Raw genomic sequence first — 25,457 nt, forward strand, 5'->3', positions numbered from 1 at the left:
AATAGGGTGGCCCTCGCAACGGATCATCCGTCGACCGAGAGGGGCTGCTCACCCATGGGTGCCTACACGCTGCCTGACCTGCCCTACGACTACTCCGCCCTGGAGCGGGCGATGTCCGCCGAAATCCTGGAGCTGCACCACTCCAAGCACCACCAGGCGTACGTCAACGGCGCCAACCTGACGCTGGAACAGCTCGCCGAGGCCCGCGACAAGGAGCAGTTCGGCTCGCTGGTCGGCCTGCAGAAGACCCTCGCCTTCAACCTGTCCGGCCACGTCCTGCACTCGCTGTTCTGGCAGAACCTCTCCCCCGAGGGCGGCGACCGCCCGGACGGCGCGCTCGCCGACGCCATCACCGAGCACTTCGGCAGCTTCGAGGCGTTCAAGCAGCAGCTGACCACCGCCACCGTCGGTGTCCAGGGCTCCGGCTGGGGCATCCTCTCCTGGGAGCCGCTCGGCAAGCGCCTGATCGTCGAGCAGGTCTACGACCACCACGGCAACGTCGGCCAGGGCACCGTCCCGCTGCTCGCCTTCGACGCCTGGGAGCACGCCTACTACCTCCAGTACAAGAACGTCCGCCCCGACTACGTCACCCGCCTCTGGGACGTCGTCAACTGGCGGGACGTCACCACCCGCTTCACCACTGCCACTTCCGCCTGACGGCATCCGTCCGCCGGGGCCCCGCGCGCGGCGGGCCCCGGCACGGCCGTCCCGTCCGGCCCCGCTAACGTGGGCGTCATGAACGCGGCAGAGGAGTTCGAGACCCACCGGCCACGGCTGTTCTCGCTCGCGTACCGGATGCTCGGATCCGCCGCCGAGGCCGAGGACGCCGTGCAGGACACCTACCTGCGCTGGCACGGGGCGCTGCCGGGGCAGATCGCCGCACCCGGGCCGTGGCTGAACAAGGTGCTCACCAACCTGTGCCTGAACCGCCTCACCTCCGCCCGGGCCCGGCGCGAGGAGTACCCGGGCACCTGGCTGCCCGAACCGGTCGCCACCGGCGGCGGCGCCCTCGGGCCGATGGAACACGCCGAGCAGCGCGAGGCGGTGTCCTTCGCCGTCCTCACGCTGATGGAGCGGCTCACCCCGCCCGAGCGGGCCGCGGTGGTGCTGCGCGACGCCTTCGCCTACAGCCACCGCGAGATCGCCGGCGTCCTGGACTGCTCCGAGCCCGCCGCCCGCCAGCTCTACCACCGCGGCCACCGGCACCTGACCGACAACGCCCCGCAGCCCGCACCCGACCCGGCCCAGAACGCCGCCCTGCTGCAACGCTTCCTCTCCGCCGCCGCCGACGGCGCCCTGGACCGGCTCGAACAACTCCTCGCCGAACAGGTCGTGGTGTGGGCGGACGGCGGCGGCAAGGTCCGGGCCGCGCTGCGCCCGGTGACCGGCCGCGACAACGTCACCCGTTTCCTCGCCGGGCTGTTCGCCCGCTTCACCACCGGCGTCCGGTTCGAGGCCGCCGAGGCCAACGGCCTTCCGGCGGTGCTCGGTTGGGAGGGCGACCGGCTCACCACGCTGGGCTCCATCGACGCCGGACCGGACGGCGTCACCACCGTCCGGATCCTGCGCAACCCCGACAAACTCGCCCACTTCGCGGCCCGCCACCGCCCGCTGTCACAGAAGGCCTGACTGCCCGGTTCCTTCCTTCCGAGATCCCCTCCGGGAAGGAACCGACCATGAACGACCGCACCCTGCTGGTGACCGGCGCGACCGGCGTGCTCGGCCGCGAAATTCTGCGCCGGGCGCACGAAACCGAGCTCACCGTGCGCGCCCTGACCCGCCGCACCACCCCGCCGGACCTCCCCGGCACGGCCGGCACCGACTGGCGCACCGGCGACCTCGTCGCCAACGTCGGCCTGGACGCCGCGCTGATCGGCGTCGACACGGTGATCCACTGCGCCAGCGACCCGCGCCACCCCAAGGACGACCTGCCGGCCTTCCGCCACCTCCTCGACGCGGCCCGCCGGGCCGGCGTCCGACACCTCGTCAACATCTCGATCGTCGGCATCGACCAGGTCCCGACGAAGTACTTCCGCGTCAAACTCGAAGTCGAGCGGCTGCTCGCCGAATCCGGCCTCGGCTGGACCAACCTGCGCGCCACCCAGTTCCCCCAGTTCCTCGAGGGCATGCTCACCACCCTCGCCCGCCTGCCCGTCCTCCCCATGCTCGCCGACACCCCCTGCCAGCCCGTCCACCCCACCGAGGTCGCCGACCGCCTGCTCACCCTCGCCCTCGGCCAACCCGTCGGCCACGTCCCGGACTTCGGCGGCCCCGAGATCCACCCCTCCACCCACCTCGCCGCCACCTGGCTCCGCACCACCCACCCCCACCGCCGCCGCGTCCTCCCCGTCCACCTCCCCGGCCGCCTCGGCACCGCCCTCCGCCAGGGCCACCTCACCACCCCCACCCACCCCGACGGCACCGCCACCTGGTCCGACTACCTGGCCACCCGCCGCGCCTGAACTCCCCCGCACCCTCGTGTGCGGCCCCCGGCCGGGCCCGGGCGGTGTTCGACCGCCCGGTCCGTGGCATGCTGCGGCAGGACACAGCGGTGATCGTCCGCCGGAGCTGTCCGTCCTCAACGGCTTCGACACCGACCACCCGCGGAAGGACGCACATGCTGGAGCTCAACGGGATCCGGGCCTTGCACGCGGTGTCCACCACCGGATCGATCAGCTCGGCCGCGGCAGTCCTGCACCTGACCGCGTCGGCAGTGTCCCAGCGGCTCGCGAAGCTCGAACGCGAGGTCGGGCAGACCCTGCTCGAACGCCACAGCCGGGGCGTGCTGCTGACCGACGCCGCGAAACTGCTCGTCGAACGGGCCGACGAGATCCTGGCCCTGGTCGACCAGACCGAGGCCGAACTGGAGGGGCACCGCGGCGCGGTGGTCGGGCAGGTGTCGATAGCCGGGTTCCCGACAGCGGCTCGCGGCCTGCTGACCGGCACACTCGTCCGCCTCGCCGCCGAGTTCCCGGCGCTGCGCCCCAGGATCTCCGAACTGGAACCCGACGCGTCGGTACCGCTGGTGATCCGCGGCGACCTCGACATCGCAGTGCTGCAGGACTGGTTCAACGTGCCGCTGAACCTCCCGCCCGGGCTGAGCCGAACGGAACTGCTCGACGACGTCGCCGACATCGCGCTGCCCGCGAGCCATCCACTGGCAGCGCGCGAAACGGTCGACCTCGTCGAACTGCACAGCGACCGGTGGATCAGCTGGACCCCCGGCTCCGGCTGCTACGAATGGCTGCTCCACACCCTGCGGGGGTACAGCATCGAGCCCCGGATCGTCCACACGGCCGGCGAATACGCCACCCAACTGGCGCTCGTACAGGCCGGCTTCGGCATCGCGATCATCCCACGGCTCGGCCGGGACCCGATCCCGGAAGGCGTAAGGATCGTCCGGGCGAGGCCGCTGCTGAGCCGGCACGTCTACGCGGTCTGGCGGGCCGGCGGCGATCGTCGCCCGGCGATCCGCGCGACGATCGCCGCACTGTCGAGGACCGCGCAGGCAACGCTCTGACCGGATCGCCGGCGCCGGCCCGGGCACTCACTCGGTGCCGGGCAGCTCCCGCATCCTGCGAACCGGCGAGCAGAACAGCACCAGCCAGCTCCCGGTCAGGCCCACCGCGCCGACCAGGATCGCCATCCGCACCCCGGTCGCGCCCGCCAGCACACCCGCGACCGCCGAACCGATCGCCAGCACCCCGGTGATCAGGAAACGGTAGGTCGCCCCCATTCTGGCCATCATCCCGTCCGAGGTGACGTGCTGACGGATCGCGGCCTTCAGCACATTGTCGACACCGACCTTGAACGCCACCACCGCCCAGGCGACGATGCCGATCCACACCGCGGCCCCGTCCACGGCGAACGGCACCGCCAACGCGAACGGCCCGCAACAGGCGCCCACCACCCACAGCGCCCGGCCGTAACCGAGCCGGCGCCCGATCCGGCGGGCGACCGCCACCCCGAGGAACACCCCCACACCACCCGAGGTCAGGAAGGCACCGACCAGGGAGGCGGAACGGTGCAGCTCCGAGACGTACAACACCGGGACGAGCGTGATGACGATCCGCAGGCAGAAGTTGCTCCAGGACGCCTCCAACGAGACGCTCCGCAGCACCCCATGACCCAACACGTACCCGAGGCCGACCCGGACCTCCGGCCACAGAGGCTTGGCCGTGCCGGCCTTCTCCAACCGCGGCTCCCGCTCGCGGATCAGGCCCAGCCAGACGGCGGACCACAGGTACGTCACGGCGTTGACCACAATCGCGAACGGCGCGGTCAGCACCTGAACGAGGAAACCGCCGATGCTCCGACCCGCGACCTCCGCGCCCGCGAACATGCCGCCGAGCCTGGCATTCGCCTCCATCAGGTGTTCCCTACCGACGAGACGCGGGAGATAGGCCCCCGACGCCACCTCGAAGAAGACGGTCGCGACACCGACGAGCAGCACCACCAGACAGAGCTGGGCGCTGGTCAGCACATCGAAGACCCAGGCGACCGGCACCGACGCCATCAACACACCACGCACCACATCGGTGACCACCAGCACCGGCCGCCGCGGCATCCGCTCGAGCCACGCACCGGCCTGCAGCCCGACCAGCAGAAACGGCAACGACCCCAGAAACGCCAACACACTGACCTGAGAGGCCCCGGCACCAAGCGCCTCGATCGCCACCACCGGCACCGCCACGTAGCTGACCTGAGTACCCACCTGACTCAAGCAGTACGCGGTGAACAACCTCCGAAAGTCCGCATGGCCCCCCAACAACGACCGCGGCCGTCCCCCAGAACCCACCGCCGCCACATCCCCCGCCCCCACCACGGCCTCAGCCTCAACCCGGCCACCCCGCCCTTGCCCGGCCCCCCTACTCACCCAAAGCCGACCCCGGCCCGGATTCCCCCTACGAACTGGCAGGATCCCCACGTCTCTCGCTCCCCCATCCAACGGCCATCACCCCGATCGTGGCCGGACCGGATCACTTGCGGTAGCGAAAGCTTCTGAAGGCGGGGCTTAAGCAAACCTTGCGGCAACGGCGCGCGGCCCACAAAAACAAAAAACCTCAGGTCAGCTCCCTGACCTGAGGTTTCGTCCGAGCCGCCTGCGGGATTCGAACCCGCGACCTACGCATTACGAGACCATCAGGAGTCATGTTGCATGGTGTCGCCTAGTGACGCCTCATGACGTCTTGCCTGATCAGAGCATGTGCGCCAGGTTGCCCTGTGCCACCCCGTCCTGCACGGTCCAAAGGCGTCCGTCCACCGGCTGTCCACCGGGACCACCCCGAGCACGGCTATCCTGGCCCCTTACGCCAGTTGTAGATTCCCTACACCACCCGGTCAGCCCCCCGTTGTCATCCGGCCACGGTCAGCGACGCAGCCCCTGGCACCAGTCGCGCTCACTCCGCCGCTTAACTAGCCGTTGCTCTATCGAGCTTGGTGATCGTGAGTTCGAGTCTGCCGACTCGGTTGGGTGATCCTCTGGCTGATCGGGCATGAAAGTGGGGCCTCCGGCACAGCTCGTGGGTGTCGAATCCAGCCGAGCAACAGGAGGCCCCTGCTGCCGCAGTTTTCCGTCTCCGTGGCGTTACCGTCCAACTCCGCGCCCCTGTCGTGTGATTGCCTCGCTCACCGGTTCGGGAACGCCGAGGATCGGCCGTACAGGCGTCCGAGGTACCCCTCGGACATGACCGACACGGAGTGGGCCGTCGTGCGCGACGCGATGCCCGTGCCCGCCTGGCTGGAGGGCCGCGGCGGGCAGCCGGAGGGCTACTGCACCGGCAACTGGTCGACGCGGTGCGCTACCTGGTTGCGGGCGGCATCGCCTGGAGGGCGGTGCCCGCGGACTTCCCCGCACGGGACCGCGTCCACGCCTTCTTCCGGCGCTGGCGGGACAGGGGCCTGGCCTCCGAATTCCACGACCGGGTGCGGGATCGGGTCCGCGAGTCCGCCGGGCGGGATCCGGAGCCGACCGCCGGAATCATCGACGCGCAGTCGGTGAAGGCGGCGGCGTCGGTGCCGGCCGCCAGCCGGGGCTTCGACGGCAGGAAGAAGGTCAACGGCCGCAAGAGGCACATCGTCGTGGACACCCTCGGCCTGCTGCTGGACGTGCTGGTCACCGCCGCATCCGTCACCGACCGCGAGGCCGGGCACACGCTGCTCGAGCGGCTGCGTGAGCGGCACTGGCGCATCACGCTGGTGTGGGCCGACGGCGGCTACACCGGACGCCTGGTCGACCTCGCCCGCGACGTCCTGCGGATCACGCTGACCGTGGTCAAACGCACCGACGACACCACGGGCTTCATGGTGCTGCCCAAGAGGTGGCTGGTCGAGCGGACGTTCGCATGGCCGATGCACTCACGCCGCCTCGCCCGCGACTACGAGACCCGCACCGACACCTCCGAGGCGATGATCCGGTGGTCGATGACCATGGTCATGAGCCGCCGGCTCGCCCGGCGAGCACGCTGAACATCCCCGGCCGTTCCTCGACCAGCCAGCCCCGCGCGGCCAGGCGCTTCACCTTCGACCACACCCCCTCCACCTTCGCCGCGACCACCTCCAGACCCAAGGCCGCCGCGAGCTGCCGACAGTCCATCTCCTCCCCGCTCCCCGCCAGGACCTCCACGAGCCGCTGACAGTCCGGCGCCAGCGAGTCGAGCGCGAGCCCCTTCCTCCAAGCGGGGACCACCGATCCGGGCACCGCCGCGGCGACCCGCGCAGGCCGTTCAACGGCCACCCCGGCCGGCGGCACCCCCTCGCCCGCACGGGGTGCTGCCAGGACTTCGGCCACCGTCTGACGGGTGATCACGAACCGCTACCACACGGCTTCCGCCTCCTGCAGCTCGACCTGCAGAACCTCCACCCGCTGCCGGGCAGCACGCTCGCTCCTCCAACAGCCCCATCACCGACGGTATCCGGCACCTCCACCGAAGAGACGACACGACACCCCGACTCTGCCACCGAGACACCGACACTATGCCTGACCAGCGGAAACGCACCCACCACTATCGGAAAGACAACGGCTTCTCAGCCCTGGTGTGCCGCAGATTGTCCGGTGACGGCGTCGATGAACTCGACCGTGCCCGAGCTCTGGGTCTCGCCTGGCTTCACGAGGTTGACTACCCAACACGGTCGCCACTGCCCGTCGATCTGCTTCGCCAGGAGAAACGTGGTGCCCGCGCGGGAACCCGGGAGGGTGGAGACGGCTCGCTGTTTGGCCGTGTCGGCGGTGACGGTGGGGTGCGGCAGTTCGGGATCGGCGTCCCAACGTGCAGATGACGACATGATTCGGCCGGAGGTGGAGACGGCGATGTCGAGACGCATGGGCATCAGAACGTTGTCGCTGTTGTATCGCCGGTAGGAGACCGAGTAAGCGCCTTGTGCACCGGTAGGTTCGAGGGTGGGACTGACGGACCGTGTCAGATCGGAGAACCAGGTGGCTGCAAAGTCGGCGCCGGCTTTGAGGACCTGATCCTGAGTGAGGGAGCCCGGGTCGACCTGGTTGTTGGCTGCGGCGCTGAGGAGGAGACGCCCGCTCGGCCACTCGGTCTTGAACGTGCCGCGATCAGTGACAACAGTGAAAACCGGCTGGGACGAAACTTTGGGATCGGGGTTCACACCGAATGACGTGACCCATGTGCCCGGGCCGAACAGTTGCGTCGCTATCCGGTCCGCCGCCTCCTGTCGCTCCGTTAGATTGATCGGGACAACATTGGACAGGTCGTTACGGAGCGGCACAAACAGCCAGATGGCGGCCGTGACCAGCGCAAAACCGGTGCCGGCCGTGGTCAGGGAGTGGAAGAGGTCCTTCCGTCCCGACGGCGGCCTGTGCCTGCGGATCCACAGCCAGGTGACGGCGATGACCGTGCCGACGAGCGCGCCGAGGACGTTGTCGACAAGATCCGTAGCATCGCAGGAGCGCCCGGTTCCCAGCAGGGTCTGGCAGATCTCGGTCATGGCGGAGAGTGTTGCGCACCCGGCGAAAACGGTCAGCGGCCGTCGCAAGGCCAGCACGCCGAGGAAAGCCACCGGAACATACAGGGCGATGTTCATCAGTCCCTGCTGGCCGATGGCTGCGTCCCACACCCCTGCCCCGATCGAGCACATCGGCTTGCCCCATGACCCGCTGAGGGTCGGCGTCAGCGTCGCCGCGATCTCTCCGGCCAGTGCCACACCGAAGAGCACCGCCACGGCCGGTGGCCGCTGCTTGCGCCGGGCCAGTCGTAAGGCGACGAACCCGAATATGAGACCCAGCACGGCAAAGGCGGGGAACAGAGCAGGAGCAGCGGAGATGGACGCTTCGATCATCGGTCTTCCGGGATGCGATCGGACAAGAGTGCGGGGTGGGCACGGGCACGGCCCGCACCCACCCCGGATGATCACTGTGTCAGACTCAGCAGGGGTGGTCCGGCGGAGTCTGGAAGTTGGACTGGCCGGTGACATTCATCTGGCCGTACGCGCTGCAGTTCGCCGGCAGCGGCATGAAGCCCCAGAAGTAGCTCTTGGTCTCGCCGGCGTTCTGGTAGAACGCACCCTGGTCCGGGTGGTCGACGCCGCCCTCGTGGTAGAAGAACTGGGCGCGGATCTGGCCGCCGGAGTTCTTCTTGTACTGGATGCCGGTGTACATCGAGTACTGGCTCTGGCCGTACGCGAAGCCGTTCTCGCCCCAGAAGGTCAGGCGGCCGCTGGTCAGGTCCGTGCCCACGACCCCGTTGGTACCGCCGGGGGAGGTCACGGAGCCGTCACTGATCTCGGCAGCCACGCCACCGCTCTTCGGCTGCGGCATGTGGGTGCCCTTGTCGGCCGGGGCGGCCTGTGCGTTGACGGCGGTCACGAGCGGCATAGCCGCCAGCACCGCGGTCACTCCGAGTCGTACTATCTTCGAACGCGCCCCGCTCGTCGGGGTTGCGGTCTTCGCCATGATGTCCTCCCAAGCGCATCAGGATGGCGGGGAGGGGGGTTCCGCGTGCCAGCGCGGACCCCCCAGCCCACGGATTGGACCGAGCGAGCCTGTGTGGCGGAGCTCGGTCAACGGAGAGCTTTCCGCATACCGCCGATCTGGACAAGCGTGAACGTTAGCGATCTTCGTCCCGATATCGCCCGTAATCCGACGCGAGGTCGCTACCGAGCGTGACTGATAATTGCAGTGAGTGTTGCTCTCCCAGCGGTTTTGCAAAGAAGTGACCTCGGAGAGTTATATTACGCTTACGTAACGGTGCCTGTTGCTTCTGGCATATGCCGGTGCTTTCGGGCTGGGCGCGGCCGTGCTGGACCAGTGCCGCGCTGCGAGGGTTGGCTTGCTGATGAACGTTTATCAGTTCACACCGGTGGGGGGATGGCGGATTCGGCGATCAAGGACGTGCTGACCTTTGTCCCGTTCCGGCGGCTGCCTTGGTGGTTCCGGTGGACCTCGGTCCGGCTGGCGGTACGGGATCGGGTAGAGGGCTGGTGGCTACGGGCCGTCGACACTGCCGACACCATACGAGACGCGTGGCGAGCCAGGTTCAGACGCCCCGGACCGCCGCACCGCCGGTAAAGCCTGGGTCCGCCCAGTGAACCGCCCTTTGGCTCCCTGCATAATCATGTCGGCCTGGCCGGCGATGCGGCCGATCGTTGAGGCGAACGCGTCCACGTGCTCCCTCACCTGGGCTTCCAATCCTTCTGGCTGGGCGAACAAGTGCGCGTCGCCCTCGGCGCGCGCCATCAGGGTGGGCCGGTCGCGCTGGTAGTCCGCCCAGCCCTGGCGGAATTCTCTCCGGGCGGCCAGCAGCGCCTTGGGCTGGATGCTCTCCGCCTGGAGGTCTCGCGTGACCTCGGCCTTGATCATCCACAGGAGCACGGCGTAGTCGAAGGTCATGGGCATCTCGGGAAGCCCAAGGGTCCGTTCGTCGAGGCGGGGTTGCCCATCGTCCCTCCACGGAGCGGCCAGGTCTTTCATCGCTGCCCCGAGGAGGTCCCACCGCGGGTTGCGAGTCTTCTCCGCCTCGATGAGCAGGTGCTCGACGAGTCGCCGGGTGGTTCTCGGAGCATCGGTGTGCGCGAACTGGGCGATGACTTCCCGAGCCGTGGTTCTGCGGCCAGCTGCTGTCGTCACGCCCGTGCTCCGCGCGTACGTCCGCATCGCTCTACGCGCCTGTTCGTCGGTGACGACTCCGGAGTCCTCCAGCCACATTTGGATGATCACAGGCACAACCGTGTGGTGCGGGACAGTCGGAAGCGGCGAGCGCTGCTTAGCCTCGACGATCTTCCGGAAGAGAACGCGCTGCTCGGGTGGGAACAGGCGAGCGTCGCTGCCCCGCTGGGTCGTCTTGCGGAAGACGGGTGGAGCGAGGAGGCCGTTCTCCACCCAGTCCTTGATCGTTCGGGGGCGTAGCCGGACGCCCAGGTCGTGTGCGTCGGCCACCAGGTCGTCCGCGGTGCCGGCGGCCGCGTCGTCGAATCCAGCCATGGCTCTGGAACGTACACCGGGATCGAGCGTTCAGGGCGCGACATAAGACAGGTCGGACCGGGATGGTGAAGAGGTGCCAACTGCACACCCCCGCGCCGACATTGGTCCTGGCCGGATCTTCGACGCGGGGAGTCATCGACCACCCTCTGGAGGGGCCAATATGTCCAACCGTAAGCGTCGTCGCGCAATGCGGCGAACATGCTCATGTCGCAACCGACCTGCCCGTCGCGGTGATCTTCTCCGCACGGCGGCCGAGGCCGGCGTCCGTGCAGCCTGCCAGTCGCTGCCCGTCGTCCTTCTCGATCTCTCGCTGAGGTTGCTCGGTCTGCGCTGACGCACGTGCGCCCCCAAGAAATCGGACCCCCGGGGGAATACCACGTTCCTCTTGGGGATTTGTCCCTGGGTACGTCGCGCGAAGGGGGCAAGGTGGCTGATCTGAAGGTGTTCCGGCGTGGTGCCGATGGCCGGGATGTCGAGCTGCGGGGTTCGACGGTGGCGCGGGAGCGGGAGCTGCAGCGACGGGTCGAGGGCGCGCTGGAGGCGATGCTTGGGGTCCGCTTCCTGGCGTCGGAGTACGCGACGGGGTCGTGGCACCAGGGGCGGATCGACACGCTGGGGCTGGACGAGGACGGCGTGCCAGTGATCATCGAGTTCAAGCGCGGGCGCGATGCCGGGGTGATCACCCAGGCGGCCTCGTACCTGGTCTGGTTGCTGGCGCACCGGCACGAGTTCGAGGCGCTGGTGCGCAGACGGCTGGGCGCCAAGGTGGCGGAGAGCGTCGATTGGCGGCGGCCCCGGGCGATCTGTGTCGCGGGCGAGTTCTCGCGCCACGACCGGGCTGCGGCGTCGCTCCATCGGCGCGATCACCGCGTGGACCTGGTGCGGTACCGCATCTACGGGGCGGACCTGCTGACGCTGCAGTTGGTCGAGACCGTCCCGGGCTTCTTCGCTCCCGATTCCTCGCCGGTGCCGAGCGGTGCGGCCGACGAACCGATCGACGAGCCGGAGGTCGTCGCGGTGCCGGCGGAGGTCTCGCAGGTGGAGGTGCCGGAGTGCTTGCGGGAGCTGTACGGCGAGCTGGACGAGGCCCTGTCTGCGGCAGGCGAGCTGGAGGTGGTGGTGCTGAAGCACTATGTCGCCTACAAGCGGCTGCTGAATGTGGCGTCGGTCGTGTTTCGCCCGTCGGTGTCGCACCGGGCGATTCTGCTGTACCTGCGGCTGGACCCGGACACGGTGGAGCTGGAGGAGGGCTTCACGCGGAACGTGCGCGGCGTCGGTCACCTGGGAACGGGTGACCTGGAGGTGCGGATCGCGTCGTCGGCGGACGTGGAGAAGGCGGTGCCGTTGATCCGGCGGGCGGTCGAGGAGTCCTGACGGAACGAGGAAGGGCGGCTGGAGCTTCGTGCTCCGGCCGCCCTTTCGCGTCTGGGGCCGGTCGGCCTGGTGGGTCTCATCTCACGCCTCCGGTCCGGCGAGGACGAAGTTGTCCTGGGTGAGTTCGGCGCGCAGGCGCTGCTCGGCGATATCGGCGTAGTGCGGGGAGAGTTCGACGCCGACGAAGCGCCGGCCTTCGCGGAGGGCGGCGATTCCGGTGGAGCCGCTGCCGGTGAAGGGGTCGAGGACAGTGCCGCCTTCGGGGCAGATCTGGACGAGCTGCTGCATGATCTCCAACGGCTTCTGGGTGATGTGGACGCGGTCCTTGCGGGGCTGGCTGGCGATGAAGTGGCCGGGGAGGTAGAGGGCGTGGCTGTTGTCGAGGGTGCCCTTGACGCCCCAGGTGATGAACTCCGCGGACTGCTTGAAGCCGCCCTTGCGCGGGCGGCTGGCGGGCTTGATCCACGGGATGGTGCCCTGCCAGGTCCAGCCGGCCATCTGCAGCGCGTCGCTCGTCGTCGGCTCCTGCCTCCAGTCCGAGAAGACCATCGCCACCGAGTGCTCGGTGCTCGCCCGGTACGCCTCGGTGAGAAGTTCGGTGAGCCAGGAGCGGTAGGAGCGCTGGTCGCGGTTCTCGCCGGGGAAGGTCTTCAGGTCGTGGGCGGAGTTGGAGGTCACGTACTTGGCACGGGCATCGCGGCTGGTGCGCTCGGAGCTGGTCCGGCCGCCGGAGTTGTACGGCGGGTCGGTGATGACGGCGTTGACGGACTCGTCGGGGAGGCTCTTCAGCACGGTGAGGGCGTCGCCTCGGTGCAGGGTGAAGTCGTTCACGGGGACCTTCCTCGGGCAGGGATGGCTCCGGGCGGGGCTACGGCTCGGAGCGGTGATGCAGGGAAGGTAGCCGCGATCGGCGGCCGTGCCTAACGGACGGCCTCCCGGCATCGGAGCTGTTCAGGGCTCGTTTGGTGCGGCCGGACTTCGCGTCTACTGTCTCGCCATGCCAACCGGGCGACGGGGTCAACTCGGCCCTGGCTGGCCCGTGTTGGTCCGTGCTGTCCCGTCCGCCGGGACGCCGGGCGAACCTGTGCCCACGCCTTTCCCGACCTCCAGGAGACGTTCGTGTTCCGGCTGAGATTACGAGCGCGGCCGGCTGCCGCGCGTGACCCGAGACCGGCATCCGGGAGCTACCAACTCCCGTGACCCGGGCCCGCCTTGAAGGCGGATCCACCACCGGCGCGGTGCCGGCGACTTCTTCGCACGAGAGGCCGGCATCGCGCTCTCCTACGAGTTCCGAGGAGCCGCTGCGATGCAGCATGCCCTGGCACAGCCTTTCCCTGATCCGCCGCCGTTCGAGCCGGTCGTTCGCTACGGCGTACGGCGGCGACGGTGAAGAAGTCGGCGGGCGCGTTCGTCGGCCTGGTCGCCGCCGGCCCTCTGCTGCTGGCCCTGCCGATCGTGGTCGTCGCCGCTGGACGCGCCGCCGCATGCACGTCGGGCGGCGAGGCACAGGCTGTGGACACCGCAGCCGTTGCCCGTCAGGTGGAGGCGATCCTGAACGGCTCCGCCCCGTCCGGCACCCCGAACATCAACGGGCTGGACAAGCCGGACGAGCAGATCCCCAACGCGAAGGTGATCCAGGCCACCGGCGTCGCGATGCACATCCCGGCCCGCGGGCAGGTCGTCGCGCTGGCGACCGCGCTCCAGGAGAGCGGGCTGCGGAACATCAACTACGGCGACAGGGACAGCTTGGGACTGTTCCAGCAGCGGCCGTCGCAGGGCTGGGGCACCGCGGTGCAGATCATGCAGCCGGTGTACGCCTCGACGAAGTTTTACGAGGGTCTGCAGAAGGTGGCCGGCTGGCAGTCGATGACGGTCGCTCAGGCCGCCCAAGCGGTGCAGCGCTCCGGCTTCCCGGACGCGTACGCCAAGTGGGAGCCGTTGGCGACGGCGCTCCAGCAGGCCATCGCCCCGCTGCTGACCGACCCAGCCACCGGATCGGCCGCGTCACCGCCGCCGACCGCGAGCCCGTCGCCGACCACCCCGCCCACTGCCGCTCCGCCGACGGGCGGTGGGTGTTCGACTGCAGGCGGTGACGGCAGCAACTTCGGGACAATCCCGCCGGGCACCCTCCCGGAGGGGTACTCCATCCCGGCCGACGCGCCGCCGCAGGTGCAGACCGCGATCCGCTGGGCGCTGGGCCAGCTCGGAACCCCGTACCAGTGGGGCGGCACCTGCACCGACTCGCACGGCACCGACCCGATGGGCCGTTGCGACTGCTCCTCGCTGATGCAGATGGCCTACAAGGCGGCCGGGGTCACGCTGACCCGGACGACCTACACGCAGGTCGGCGAAGGCACCGCCGTCTCCGCCACCGCGCTGAAGCCGGGCGATCTGCTGTTCACCCGCGGCACGGCCGCCGTCCCGGAGCACGTCGGGATGTTCATCGGCGGCGGGCTCGTCGTGCACGCACCCAAGACCGGTGACGTGGTCAAGGTGTCGACCCTCGCCTCCTGGCAGCCGGAGATCCTCGCTGCCCGCCGAGTCGTCTGACCGGCACTTCTCCCCCCTCTCTTCTTCTCCCTCTTGCTCTGTGGTGCGCCTTCGCGTGCCCGGATTCCCCCTCTTTGGAGTTCGTCTTGTTCCTCGCCGACGCGGTCACCCAGCTCGCCTACGACCCGGGTATCAGTCCCAACGAGGGCGGCCTGCCCGGGCTTTCGGTCCTCAAGCAGGTCATGGGCTCGATCAATTTGTTCGGCATCATCGCCGTGGTCGGCGCTCTCGCGGTCAGCGCCGGCGTGTGGGCCTGGGGCCACCACTCGGGCGGCCACCAGGCCGAGGCCAATGGCAAGAAGGGCGTCCTCGTCAGCGCCGGCGCGGCGCTGCTGCTCGGCGCGGCAAATGGCGTGGTGGCCTTCTTCAGCACCCTCGGCACCCAGGTCAAGTGATCATGCGGAAACGTTCCCCCTCTGCTTCTCGCAGCGGCATCTCCGGCGGCGCCCTCGTGCGCCGCCGGGCGCTGCTGGGCACTGCCGTCCTGGTCGGGCTGATCTCCCTGGGCGGCCTGTTCTCCTACCTCACCCGCGACAACCGGACACCGCCCAACCGGGCTGCCGTGACGGCGAGTTCACCGTCGCCCGGCGCTTCGACGACGGCGTCGTCAGCACCGAGCATGCGTGGTACGGCGCTGCCGGTGCCACCCGAGACCCGCGACCCGATCGCGTTCGGGAAAGCGGCGGCAGTGGCGCTGTGGTCGTACGACACCCGGTCGTACTCGCAACCCGAGCTGGTGGCCGCGTTGCACCGGTGGCTGACCGCCGAGGGGCAGTACGTCGACGCCGAGTCGGTCGAGCACCAGGTGCCCTCGCCGCTGTTGTGGGGGCGGATGGCCGACTCCGGCCAGTTCGCCACCGCGACCGCCACCGAGGCGCACTTCCCGGAGACGTTCAGCCGGGCGCTGCAGGCCGATCCGGGCGCGATCACTCGGGCGTACGTGTACGCCGTCACGGTCTCCGGCAAGCAGTCGATCTCCTGGAACGGCTCGCCCCAGGGCGGCGCCGAGGACCGCTCGGCCACCCTCGCCGTGCAGTGCCGACCCGACCGTCCCTGCGCGCTGGTCGGCGTGATGCCGTCCGTGGCGCTCTGACACTCCGAAGGAGGTCGCCTTCGTGGGCGTCTGTGACATACCTCTGATGAGCCAGGTCTGTGGCGCGGTCGACGCGGTCAGCTTCGTGGCCAACCCTGGCAAGTCCATCACCGACGGCATCGGCGCGTGGATCGCCAAGAGCATGGGCGAGCTGGCCTCGAGTGCCACCGACCTCGCCGCGCGGGCGGTCGACCAGACCACCGCCATCGACCTCAGCGCACCCTGGTTCAGGGACAACTACCAGCTGATCCTGCCCATCGGCCTGATTCTCACCGTGGGCACGTTCTGCGCGCAGTTGATCCTGGCCGCCTGGCGGCGCGACGAGCGCGCACTCGCCCAGGCCGCCTGGGGCACCATGACCGGTGTCCTGTTCTCCTTCGGCGCGATCAGCTTCACCGCAGTGGCCGTCACCGTGGTGGACGCGTTGTCGGCCGGGCTCTTCAAAGCCGCGAACACCAGCGTGGAGGACGCGGTCAGGCGCCTGGTCAAGGTGTCCGAGCTGGGGGCGATGTTCCCCCTCGGCTGGGCGATCCCCTCGCTCATCGCGATCGGCTGCGCGATCGGCGCGTTCCTGTACTGGGGGGTGATGGTCGCCCGAAAGGTCGGCGTCCTGGTCCTGGTGGCACTCGCCGCGTTCGCCGGGGCCGGCGGCGGCTGGGAGGTCGCCAAGCGCTGGCGGCGCGGATGGATCGAGGCCACCGCCACCCTGATCGTCAGCAAGCTGCTGATGACCGTGGTGTTCCTCGTCGGCGTCTCGGCGATCGGCGAATCGGACGCCAAGGACGGACTCGGCGCACTGTCCGACGCCATGGCCGGGATCGTGATCACGGTGCTCGTACTGCTGTGCCCCTACGCCGTCTACAAATTCGTCCACTGGGCGACCGACGGCAGCGGCCACGACGACCTCCACCGCACCGGCGTCGCTGGCATGGCGGTCGCGGCCGGAGCGGCGAAGACCGCCGGCAGCCTCGCGATGCAGGCCGGCACCGGCATGCCCGCTCCGCAGGGTCCGGGCCAGGTTCCCGGCATGGGCGGCGGTAGCGGGATCGACCCGACCGGGCGCATCAGCAAGGAAGGCATCGACGCCGGCCCCGCCCAGCAGGCGACGAAGTTCCGCTTCGGCGAGGACCCGAACGCGCCCGGAGACCGCGGACGATCCCTGGTCACCCGACCTGGCCTCCCGGCCCTGATCACCCGGCCCTCCGCCGGAGGCGACAACGACGGGTCGAAGTCCGACGACAGCGAGGCAGCCCCGGCTCCGGCGGCCCCCGTTGCCCAGGGTGCCAGCCTGGTCGGCTCCGTCGCATCGCCCGCTGCCGGAAGCACCCCGTCTCCCGGTACAGACCCAGTCTCGATCCCTTCTCCCTCGGCTCCGGCTGGGCCCGCCGTTCCCCCGCAGCCAGCACCCGCCGCTGGCGCTCCGAACGCGGTCGGGGGCCCGGACCCGGTCCGGTTCATCTACCCGAGCCGAACACCCGAGTCCGGAGCCTGACCGACCTCTTCCCCGGGGTGGGCGGCAGCCCGCCGCCCACCCCGGGCCTCACCGCCCAACCTCGAACCCGCAAAGGAGCCCCGCGATGACGTCGAGAAGAGCGCCGCGCCCCGCCCGCCGCCCGCATGCTCACCCCTCTGGAACCTCGATGTCCTCCCCGAACCCGAAGCCCGACGCCCCGCCGGCGTCGGTGAAGTTCCCCCACCGCAGCCGCCGTGGCATCCTCCTCGGCCTCAGCGCTTCCCAACTGGTCACCGCCGCTGCCACCTGCCTGCTCCTGCTCGCTGTCCTCCTCGCGCGCGGCGTCGTCGGCGCCCTCCAGCTCCTGCCGCTGTGGGCCACCGTCGCCGTGATCGTCTTCCTCCGCTACCGGGGCCGTGCCCTGGCCGACTGGGCACCGATCACCGTCCGGTACGCCCTGCGCCGCTTCCGGGGCCAGCTCGTCTGGCTCGCCCGCCCGTCCAGCCGCCCGGTGCGTGAGGGCCTGCTGCACCTGCCCGGCAGCGCAGCCAGCCTCCGTGTGGTCACCGCCCCGGACCGCCGCTACGGCGCCGTCCACGACCCGCACGCTGGCACCCTCACCGCGATCGTCAAGGTCTCCTCCCGCGCCTACGCCCTGCTCGACCCCGGCACCCAGAGCGCCAACGTGGGCGGCTGGGGCCGCGCGCTGGCAGCGCTGGCCCGCACCGGGCACATCGCCCGCATCCAGGTGATCGAGCGGACCGTCCCCGACTCCGGCGACTCCCTTCGCCGGTACTGGGAGGAGCACGGCAAGCCCGACGCCCCGCTGGCCGGCTCGCTCTACGACGAGCTGATCCGGGGCGCGGGCCCGGCCGCCGCCCCGCACGAGTCCTACGTCGCCATCGCGCTGGACTTCAAGAAGGCCCGTCGGCTAATCAGCCAGGCCGGCGGCGGTCTCGCCGGCGGTTTCTCGGTCCTCGCCCAGCTGACCTCCGCATTCGAGCAGGCGGCCCGCACCGCCGGGCTCAACCCGAGCGGATGGCTGTCCGCCGCCGAGATCGCCGCCGTCGCGCGCACCGCCTACGACCCCAAGTCCTGTGCCGCGCTGGACCGCTGGTCCACCGACGGCCGTCCGGCCGCCGACCCGGCAGCGGCAGGCCCGGTGGTCGTGGTGGAGAAGGCCGACCACATCTCCACCGACTCCGCGCACCACACTACGTACTGGGTGGAGAACTGGCCTCGGACCGAGACCAACCCCGGGTTCCTGCACCAGGTGATGTTCGCCTCGGGGGTGCGCCGCACCGTCTCCCTCTCCTACGAGCCGAAGGACCTGGACGCCGCGATGCGCGACGTGCAGCGCAAGAAGGCCAGCGTGATCGCCGACTCGGCGGAGCGCGCCCGCAAGGGCCAGGTCGCCAGCGAGGCGGACTCGGTGGAGTACCAGGACATCCAGGCCCGCGAACGCCAGCTGATCGCCGGCCACGCCGACGTCGCACTGACCGGCCTGCTGACCGTCTCCGCCGACACCGAGGAGGAGCTGCGCTCCGCGTGCGCGGTGGTCGAGACCGCCGCCGTCGGCGCCCAGTTGGACCTGCGCCCGCTCACCTGGCAGCAGGCCGAGGCGTTCACCGCCTCTGCTCTGCCGTTCGCCCTTGCCGCCTGATGCCGGCCACCACCACTGCTGAAAGAGCACCCCGATGCCGGCCACCACCGCCGTCGCGCAGGACTTCGTCCCGTACGCGACCGCCGCGATCGACTTCCACCGCGCACTGAACGTCCCCGCAGGTCCGCTCGTCGCCTCCCGCGCCGAGTTGGACTCCCTGCACGCCCACCTCGTCGCGCTGCACGGCCTCCTCGACGCCCATACCCAGCGCACCGGTTCGCTGCTGCCGGGCGAGGGCGACCATCTCAAGGCCACCCGCACCCGCCTGTGGCAGGCCGCCGAACACCTCCACGCTGCCTACCATTCCTCCCCCCGACCGGGCAGCGGCGAAATCCCCACGCCCGATGCCTGCCGCGCCCGACTCCCCGAGGGCGCACCGGAGTTGACCATCTGTCGCCGCCACCAGGAGACAGCCCGTCTGGTCCGCCGCCGCACCACTCCCGCCGACCTGCACTCCCCGTTCACCGGCCTCGTCCGCCACTGACTCCGGAATCCCGTGACCATGCCCAGGAACCGTGCCACCGCCAGCCCCCTGTTCGTTCCCCGCAAGCTCTCCCGCGCCCAACAGCGCGCCGCCCGAGTCGAGTTCGCCGAGGCGCGCACCAAGGCGCGGCGCGCTGAGGCGCCCGCCAAGCGCCGCGAGTCGCAGGGCCTCGACCCCGACCTGCAGCCCACCTACCCCGCTTCCGGCCGTCCCGGTCACGCCTCCGCGCGCGGCGGCAAACTCCGTCTGCCCAAGCACCGCATGACCACCGCTGTCGCCGGCGGCGCCTATCCGTTCCTCGCCGAGGCCGGGCTCGGCTCCGATGGGGTCTTCGTCGGCCGCGACCTCCACGCCGAGGGCTCCTTCTGCTTCGACCCGTTCACCCTCTACAACTCCGGCCGAATAGAGGGATTCACCAACCCGAACGCGGTCCTGTGCGGGGTGATCGGCATGGGCAAGTCCGCCCTCGCGAAGTCCATCGCGACCCGGTCCATCGCCCACGGCTACAAGATCTACATTCCGTCCGACCCGAAGGGTGAATGGTCCGCCCTCGCCCAGGAGTTGGGCGGGCAGACCATCGCGCTCGGCCCCGGTCTGCCTGGCAAGCTGAACCCGCTGGACGCGCCGCCGCGGCCCGCCGGGGTGAGCGAGGACGACTGGACCGGCGAGGTCCGCAAGCGCCGGCTCCTGCTGCTGGCGAGCCTCGCGGCCACCGTCCTCAAGCGCGACCTGCTGCCTATGGAGCACACCGGCCTCGACGTCGCGCTCGACCTGGCCGTCGCCGACGCCGAGGCGGCGGGCACGGTGCCGCTGCTCGGCGATATCGCCCACGCCCTCGGCCATCCTGAGCGCCTGGACGCCGTGCTCGGCGGCGAGGGCAGCGGGCTCGGGCGGGCCGTCGACGACCTGGCGCACGCCCTTCGCCGCCTGGTCCACGGCGACCTGTCCGGCATGTTCGACGGGCCGTCGACCGTCAGCTTCGATCCGGACGCGCCGATGCTGTCGATCGACCTGTCCCGCCTCGGCTCCAGCGGCGACGACACCGCCCTCGTGCTGGCCATGACCTGCGCGAGCGCCTGGATGGAGGCCGCGCTCGCCGATCCGAACGGCGGCCGACGCTGGGTGATCTACGACGAGGCGTGGCGGATCATGCGGCACGTCGGCCTGCTGGAACGCATGCAGCAGCAGTGGAAGCTCTCCCGAGGCCTGGGCATCGCCAACCTGCTGATCCTGCACCGGCTCTCCGACCTGCTCTCCGCAGGCGACGCCGGATCACGCGGCCGAGTCCTCGCCGAGGGCCTCCTCGCCGACTGCAGCACCCGCGTCATCTACCGGCAGGAACCCGACCAGATCGCCACGTCCATGACCCTGCTCGGCCTGACCGGCGTCGAAGCCCAAGCCATCGCCGCCCTACCCCGCGGACGGGGCCTGTGGAAGGTGGCCGGACTCAGCTTCGTCGTCCAGCACATCCTCCACCCGAGCGAACGTCGGCTCTACGACACCGACTTCCGCATGGCCGCGTGACCAACTCCGCCACAACTCCGCGCGCTGTCATGCCCATTCGTCTCAGATCCGCCGCCTGCCACCACCCGTCGTTGTTCCTCTTCGCAGCGGAGTTCCCGTCATGCCCGTTCAGCAGCCCGAGGTCGTCATCGGCCTTCACCCCGACCACGGCGTCGTCGTCGACCTTCCGACCCAATCCGCGGCAGCCGCCTGGATGGTGGAGAGGCTGGAGTTCCAGACGGTCGCCGACCGCCCGAACCTGTACGCGCTCACCGAGCAGCACCGTGAACTGCCGGAGCGACTCGAATGGGCCGTCAAAGTCCTCAACGGCGCGGGCTTCACCGTCGAGAACAGCCTCGCCCCCGGTACCCAGCCCGGGCGGGCGACGGCATCCCTCGACATTCAGCGAAGCGACCGCACGCCGGCCCCGATGGCGGACAGCAATCCCGACGTGGCGTTCGCCGAAAGCGCCCGCTGGGGCCTGGTGGCCGCCGTCAGCGACGGCCCGGCCCAGGACGCCAACGTCGTGATGGCAGTCCACGGCTGGCGCCACCACACAGAGCTGGACATCTACCTCGCACCTTCCGACGAGCGGACGGACGCCCTGGGGACGGTCGCCGCGACGACGCTCGCCCTGCAACGCTCCGGCTTCCAGGTCGCCGTGGAACCGCACCTCGCCGAAGCCGTCGCCGCCCGCCGCACGTCGGCCACCGTCAGGCCCACCGCACCCGCCGTCCGCGCGCGCCAGGCCACAGCCACCGCCATGGTCCGGCCGTCTCCCCCCGTGAAGGCCACCGCACCGGCCTCCCCGCCTACGGCGGTTGACCCGCGCATCGCGTTCGCACGCGCCCGCTGACACAACGCCCGCCCGTCGGCCCGGTGCCCGCCTCCGCAGTCGCGGAGCACTCGCGGGCCGATGACCACTCCCCGTGCACCAAGGAAGATTCAATGGCTGTGAAGAAGGTCTGGAAGATCGCCCACGTCTGCGGTCACAAGAGCGACAGGGACCTCGGCAACCGACCGGCCGACCGGCGAGCCGGCTTCGCCGACTGGCTCGCGAAGCAGGAGTGCACCGACTGCTGGCGCGCCACCCAGGACCGCGACGAGGCGAGCAAGGCTCAGTGGCTGGAGGCCAAGCGCGCCGCCGAGCAGGCCGAATCCGAAGCCTGGTCCGAGCAGTACCGGATGCCGCCGCTGGAGGGCACCGAGAAGGGCGTCGCCTGGGGCGTGCGCTGCCGCCACCAGGTCCTCGCCGCCGCCTACACCGCTCTCGTCCTCGAAGCCGGTATGCCGGAGTCGCAGTGGGAGCAGATCGAGGACCAGGCTCGCACGATCACCCGCGCCGGCTGGTGGATCGACCAGCGCGCCTCGGACCCCTGCGACCTGCCCGAGCTGCTTGCCGCAGCTCTGGACAGCGACCGGCCGACCGAGAACCCGTTCGTGTGACTTGCAGGCACCCTGCCCGCGACCAGGGTGCCCCAACTCGCTTTCTTGGCAAGATGGTTCGCAAGCAATGTTCACCTCTGCACACAAGCTCACCGCACCGCACTGACGCTCGCTGAGCAACTCGGCCGGGCCGGGCGGCCGCCTATCACCGTTCTCCGGCCTGGCCAAACCGCCGAATCTGCGGATCCTCTCCCTGCCAGCCCGCCCGCCGGGCCCCGCCGACCATCCGAGAGGGGACGCCGTGATCGCCCACCTCCAACGGGCCGCCACCACGGCTGCGTTGATCCCCACCCTGTACGGCCTGGACGACCCACGCGGGCGGCTGCGGCCCCGGCTGATCGGTGCCGACTACCGCGGTGCCGACAAGCAGTTGCCGCTGTTCGGTGACCCGCAGGAGGTCCTCGGCGGGGGCGTGCTCGACGCCCCCGCCTTGCGGATCGGAGCCCGGGCACCCGAGCAGCCGGTGTGGATGTGCTCGGTGCGTTCCGACCCCCGACACCCGGACCTGAGCGACGCCCAGTGGGCCGACGTCGCCCGGCGCCTGGTCACCGCGGCCGGACTCGCTCCCGCTGGCGACCCGGACGGATGCCGGTGGGCCGCGATCCGCAACGGTGACCGGTCGGTGCACGTCGTCGCCACCGTCGTCCGCGAGGACGGATATATCCACAGCACCTACCGCGACCCCTTCCACGTGCAGGCCGAGTGCACCCGCATCGCCGCCGAACTCGGCCATCTCACCCACACCGTCACCACCGTCAAGGACCACCGGATGCCCGTCATCACCATCAGCGCCGAGCCCAGCGGCAGCGTCGTCGCCACCGGCAGCAGCGACGACCTGTCGGCCACCCTGCTGCGGCACGCCGGTTTCAAGCAGATCGACGACTGGCACGGCCGCCGCCACCGGCTGCCCACTACCACGCCCCGCCCCGACGCGGCCTCTATCGCCACCCACGCCGCCGGGATGCTGCGCGCCGCCCGCTACAAAGTCGACCTCGATACCCGACTCGACGTCGAACCGCTCGACACCGCCGGTCGACAGATCCTTGATCTCACTGATGCGCTGCGCGGCAGCTCCGACTTCGCCGAACTCGGCGCGGAACTCGACCAGATACTCGACCCGGACGATGGGATGCTCGTCCGCCTCCAAGAGGCTCTGGAGACCGCCTCCGAGCAGATCACCGATCTCGACCCCGACCAGTTCGAACTCTCCGACCGGTTCGGCACCGCCTCCGACCACCTCGTCACCGCACAAGCCGAGCTGGCCGGGGCCGTCGAGGACGTGCGGCGCGCCGTGTCCCCCGCACCGGGTACCTCCGGTGTCCGGGCCTCCGAGGACCTGCGCACCCGCGCGGCCGTCGCCCGCAGCACCAGCGTCCCCGCCGCCGGCACCTCCGGGGTACCCGCCGCAGCCCCCGCCACCCGGCTGCCGCCAGTGCCGGCCGCATCGGTCCGGGCCTCGGGCCGAACTCGCTGAAACGTCCGCCATCCCTCCCCGAGGAGTACAGCCCGTGATCCACACCAGAGCAGAGCGCGCCCCGCCAATCGCCCGCTCACACCTCTCAGGAACCGCTTTTGCCCGCCCCGCGCACAAGCGCGCCGTCGACCACCACCGGTACGGACGCGCTGCTCCACCTGCTGTTCGGCGTCCTCGGCGCGGCCCTCGCCTTCGGCTCCCTCGCCTGGCTGACCGGCAATCTGACCAACGCCCTTGCCGGCTCCGGCCCGTGGGCGCCGTTCAGCGCCACCGACGCACTACTTCACCCCGACCGCCTGTGGCCCCGCCTCGGCCCTGTCGCCGTCCTCGCCGGTGCCCGCATCGTTCCCGGCGCACTCACCCTCGCCCTCGGCACGACCACGCTCGTCCTGTGGCTGCGTCACCGCGCCGGCTCGAAGACCGGCCTGGCCCGCAAGGCGGACATCGCGCCGCTGTTGGACAAGGAAGTCACCGCCAAGGCCCGCAGCCTTCGTTCGAGTCTGAACGGCCGGGAGTGCAAAGAGGTCGAGCCGAACGACCGCGGCATCCCCATCGGCACCCTCTCCCCCGGCAAGGCGCAGGTCCGCGCTTCGTGGGAGGACGTGATGGTCGCGATCATGGCACCCCGCTCCGGCAAGACGAGCGGCATCGCGATCCCCGCAATCCTCGCCGCCCCCGGCCCGGTCCTGCTTACCTCGAACAAGGCCGCCAACGACGCCTACACTGCGTGCATCGACGCCCGCGCGAAGGTCGGCAAGGTCTGGACGCTCGACCCGCAGCAGATCGCGCACCACCCGCGCGAGATGTGGTGGGACATCCTCGCCGACGCCCGCGATCTCGCCGGCGCCAAGCGCTTGGCCGGGCACTTCGTCACCGCCAGCGTCGACGAGTCCAGCGGCGCCGACTTCTGGTCCACCGCAGCCGCCAACACCTTGGGTGCGCTGTTCCTGGCCGCCGCGAGCCACCGCCGCCCGATCACCGACGTCCTGGCCTGGCTCGCGTCCCCGGCCGACCGCACCCCGGTCGACCTGCTTGGCGACGCCGGCCACCACGCCGTCGCCGCCCAGCTCCAGGGCACCGTCACGGGTGCGACCGAGACGCGTGACGGCATCTACGAGACGGCGCGTCAGTACGCGAGTTGCCTACTGGACCCGGAGATCGCCGCCTGGGTCACCCCCACCGAGGGCGTGCCGGAGTTCAAGCCGTTCGCCTTCGCCAGTTCCCGCGACACCCTGTTCCTGCTCAGCAAGGACGGTGGCGGCTCCGCCAGCGCGATCATCGCCGCTGCGGCCGACGCGGTGATGCGCGCGGCTGTCATCGTCGCCGAACGCAACGGCGGCCGACTCGACCCGCCCGCCCTGTGCGTGCTCGACGAGGCCGCTAACGTGTGCAAAATTTCCGACTTGCCGGATTTGTACTCCCACCTCGGCAGTCGGGGCGTCATCCCGATCACCATCCTCCAGAGCTACCGGCAGGGCCAGCGCTGCTGGGGCGAGGCCGGCATGGACGCCCTCTGGTCCGCTGCAACCGTCAAGGTGATCGGGTCGGGTATCGATGACGCCGACTTCGCGGACAAGCTGAGCAGGCAAATCGGCGAGCACGACGTGCAGACCGTCTCCGTCTCCAACTCCGACAGCGGAAAGTCGACTTCGGTATCGATGCGCACCGAGCGGATCCTGCCGCCGGACGAGATCCGCGCCCTGCCCAAGGGCAAGGTGCTGCTGTTCGCCACCGGCATGCGGGTCGCGATGCTCGACCTCAAGCCCTGGTACAAGGAGCGCTCCGCCAAGGAGATCGGCCCGGCCTCTGCCCGCGCCACCAAGGCCATCACCGAACGCGCCCTCGCCAAGGCCGCCGAGACCCACGGCCAGGACGACTTCACTCTCTCGGCCTGACCAGTCGGCCGGGCGGCACCGGCCCGAGTCGCCCCGACCGGTGCCGCCCCGGCCTCCCCCTCCCCGCTTCGCACG

General features: G+C 70.4%; 23 protein-coding genes. 17 read left to right on the forward strand and 6 right to left on the reverse strand.

Features of this window, described 5'->3' with window-relative positions:
* The first annotated feature begins 54 nt into the window (after positions 1 to 54).
* The 4 genes from ACZ6R9_RS02490 (at position 55) to ACZ6R9_RS02505 (ending at position 3,520) form a co-directional block, all read left to right on the forward strand.
* Entirely contained in the window at positions 55 to 657 is a 603-nt protein-coding gene (locus ACZ6R9_RS02490) for a superoxide dismutase (protein WP_465535984.1), read from the forward strand.
* 78 nt (positions 658 to 735) lie between these two features.
* Entirely contained in the window at positions 736 to 1,629 is an 894-nt protein-coding gene (locus ACZ6R9_RS02495) for an RNA polymerase sigma-70 factor (protein WP_465535986.1), read from the forward strand.
* Between the two features lie 47 nt (positions 1,630 to 1,676).
* Positions 1,677 to 2,462 carry an SDR family oxidoreductase gene (locus tag ACZ6R9_RS02500; RefSeq protein ID WP_465535988.1) on the forward strand — a complete coding sequence of 262 codons (786 nt, stop codon included), beginning with the start codon at positions 1,677 to 1,679 and terminating at the stop codon, positions 2,460 to 2,462.
* 155 nt (positions 2,463 to 2,617) lie between these two features.
* Entirely contained in the window at positions 2,618 to 3,520 is a 903-nt protein-coding gene (locus ACZ6R9_RS02505) for a LysR family transcriptional regulator (RefSeq protein ID WP_380488354.1), read from the forward strand.
* Positions 3,521 to 3,547: 27 nt separating this feature from the next.
* Here the strand turns inward: ACZ6R9_RS02505 and ACZ6R9_RS02510 are convergent, their stop codons facing one another.
* Positions 3,548 to 4,927, reverse strand: a complete 1,380-nt coding sequence (locus ACZ6R9_RS02510) for an MFS transporter (RefSeq protein WP_465535990.1) — start codon at positions 4,925 to 4,927, stop codon at positions 3,548 to 3,550.
* Positions 4,928 to 5,796: 869 nt separating this feature from the next.
* On the opposite strand from ACZ6R9_RS02510, the gene ACZ6R9_RS02515 reads away from it, so the two are divergent.
* Positions 5,797 to 6,468: an IS5 family transposase gene (locus ACZ6R9_RS02515; RefSeq protein WP_465535992.1), complete on the forward strand. Its 672-nt coding sequence runs from the start codon at positions 5,797 to 5,799 to the stop codon at positions 6,466 to 6,468.
* On the opposite strand, the gene ACZ6R9_RS02520 is transcribed toward ACZ6R9_RS02515, so the two are convergent.
* The 4 genes from ACZ6R9_RS02520 to ACZ6R9_RS02535 all read right to left on the reverse strand — a co-directional run bounded on the left by ACZ6R9_RS02520 (position 6,434) and on the right by ACZ6R9_RS02535 (position 10,447).
* Positions 6,434 to 6,808 (reverse strand): hypothetical protein, encoded by a 375-nt coding sequence (locus ACZ6R9_RS02520; protein ID WP_465535994.1) that lies wholly within the window; start codon positions 6,806 to 6,808, stop codon positions 6,434 to 6,436. The genes ACZ6R9_RS02515 and ACZ6R9_RS02520 overlap by 35 nt on opposite strands.
* Before the next feature lie 218 nt (positions 6,809 to 7,026).
* On the reverse strand, positions 7,027 to 8,307 hold the full coding sequence (locus ACZ6R9_RS02525) for a VanZ family protein (protein ID WP_465535996.1): 1,281 nt from the start codon (positions 8,305 to 8,307) through the stop codon (positions 7,027 to 7,029).
* An 85-nt stretch (positions 8,308 to 8,392) separates the two neighbouring features.
* A complete protein-coding gene (locus ACZ6R9_RS02530) occupies positions 8,393 to 8,842 on the reverse strand; it encodes a hypothetical protein (protein WP_465535998.1) in 450 nt (149 codons plus the stop codon).
* 609 nt (positions 8,843 to 9,451) lie between these two features.
* The gene (locus ACZ6R9_RS02535; RefSeq protein ID WP_465536000.1) at positions 9,452 to 10,447 is read right to left on the reverse strand and encodes a hypothetical protein; all 996 of its coding nucleotides are present in this window, start codon (positions 10,445 to 10,447) and stop codon (positions 9,452 to 9,454) included.
* 426 nt (positions 10,448 to 10,873) lie between these two features.
* Between ACZ6R9_RS02535 and ACZ6R9_RS02540 the strand changes: the two genes are divergently transcribed.
* Positions 10,874 to 11,821 carry a DUF5655 domain-containing protein gene (locus ACZ6R9_RS02540; protein ID WP_465536002.1) on the forward strand — a complete coding sequence of 316 codons (948 nt, stop codon included), beginning with the start codon at positions 10,874 to 10,876 and terminating at the stop codon, positions 11,819 to 11,821.
* A gap of 81 nt (positions 11,822 to 11,902) precedes the next feature.
* Here ACZ6R9_RS02540 and ACZ6R9_RS02545 read toward each other — a convergent pair whose 3' ends face one another.
* Positions 11,903 to 12,652 carry a DNA-methyltransferase gene (locus ACZ6R9_RS02545; protein WP_465536004.1) on the reverse strand — a complete coding sequence of 250 codons (750 nt, stop codon included), beginning with the start codon at positions 12,650 to 12,652 and terminating at the stop codon, positions 11,903 to 11,905.
* Positions 12,653 to 13,207: 555 nt separating this feature from the next.
* On the opposite strand from ACZ6R9_RS02545, the gene ACZ6R9_RS02550 reads away from it, so the two are divergent.
* The 11 genes from ACZ6R9_RS02550 (at position 13,208) to ACZ6R9_RS02600 (ending at position 25,382) form a co-directional block, all read left to right on the forward strand.
* Positions 13,208 to 14,371, forward strand: coding sequence for a C40 family peptidase (locus tag ACZ6R9_RS02550; RefSeq protein ID WP_465536006.1), 1,164 nt, complete (start codon positions 13,208 to 13,210; stop codon positions 14,369 to 14,371).
* Between the two features lie 86 nt (positions 14,372 to 14,457).
* Complete coding sequence (locus ACZ6R9_RS02555) at positions 14,458 to 14,766, forward strand: DUF6112 family protein (protein WP_402507589.1); 309 nt, start codon at positions 14,458 to 14,460, stop codon at positions 14,764 to 14,766.
* Between the two features lie 2 nt (positions 14,767 to 14,768).
* Complete coding sequence (locus ACZ6R9_RS02560; protein ID WP_465536008.1) at positions 14,769 to 15,464, forward strand: hypothetical protein; 696 nt, start codon at positions 14,769 to 14,771, stop codon at positions 15,462 to 15,464.
* 22 nt (positions 15,465 to 15,486) lie between these two features.
* The gene (locus ACZ6R9_RS02565) at positions 15,487 to 16,956 is read left to right on the forward strand and encodes an SCO6881 family protein (RefSeq protein ID WP_465536010.1); all 1,470 of its coding nucleotides are present in this window, start codon (positions 15,487 to 15,489) and stop codon (positions 16,954 to 16,956) included.
* Positions 16,957 to 17,104: 148 nt separating this feature from the next.
* A complete protein-coding gene (locus ACZ6R9_RS02570) occupies positions 17,105 to 18,580 on the forward strand; it encodes an SCO6880 family protein (protein WP_465536012.1) in 1,476 nt (491 codons plus the stop codon).
* 34 nt (positions 18,581 to 18,614) lie between these two features.
* Positions 18,615 to 19,064 carry a DUF6238 family protein gene (locus tag ACZ6R9_RS02575; protein ID WP_465536014.1) on the forward strand — a complete coding sequence of 150 codons (450 nt, stop codon included), beginning with the start codon at positions 18,615 to 18,617 and terminating at the stop codon, positions 19,062 to 19,064.
* 18 nt (positions 19,065 to 19,082) lie between these two features.
* Positions 19,083 to 20,588 (forward strand): ATP-binding protein, encoded by a 1,506-nt coding sequence (locus tag ACZ6R9_RS02580; protein WP_465536016.1) that lies wholly within the window; start codon positions 19,083 to 19,085, stop codon positions 20,586 to 20,588.
* Positions 20,589 to 20,688: 100 nt separating this feature from the next.
* Entirely contained in the window at positions 20,689 to 21,423 is a 735-nt protein-coding gene (locus tag ACZ6R9_RS02585; RefSeq protein ID WP_465536018.1) for a hypothetical protein, read from the forward strand.
* Positions 21,424 to 21,515: 92 nt separating this feature from the next.
* Positions 21,516 to 22,013, forward strand: a complete 498-nt coding sequence (locus tag ACZ6R9_RS02590) for a hypothetical protein (RefSeq protein WP_465536020.1) — start codon at positions 21,516 to 21,518, stop codon at positions 22,011 to 22,013.
* Between the two features lie 241 nt (positions 22,014 to 22,254).
* A complete protein-coding gene (locus ACZ6R9_RS02595; RefSeq protein ID WP_465536022.1) occupies positions 22,255 to 23,487 on the forward strand; it encodes a hypothetical protein in 1,233 nt (410 codons plus the stop codon).
* A gap of 98 nt (positions 23,488 to 23,585) precedes the next feature.
* Entirely contained in the window at positions 23,586 to 25,382 is a 1,797-nt protein-coding gene (locus tag ACZ6R9_RS02600; protein ID WP_465536024.1) for a type IV secretory system conjugative DNA transfer family protein, read from the forward strand.
* The last annotated feature ends 75 nt before the right edge of the window (positions 25,383 to 25,457 follow it).

The organism is Kitasatospora sp. NPDC048662, assembly GCF_055587065.1.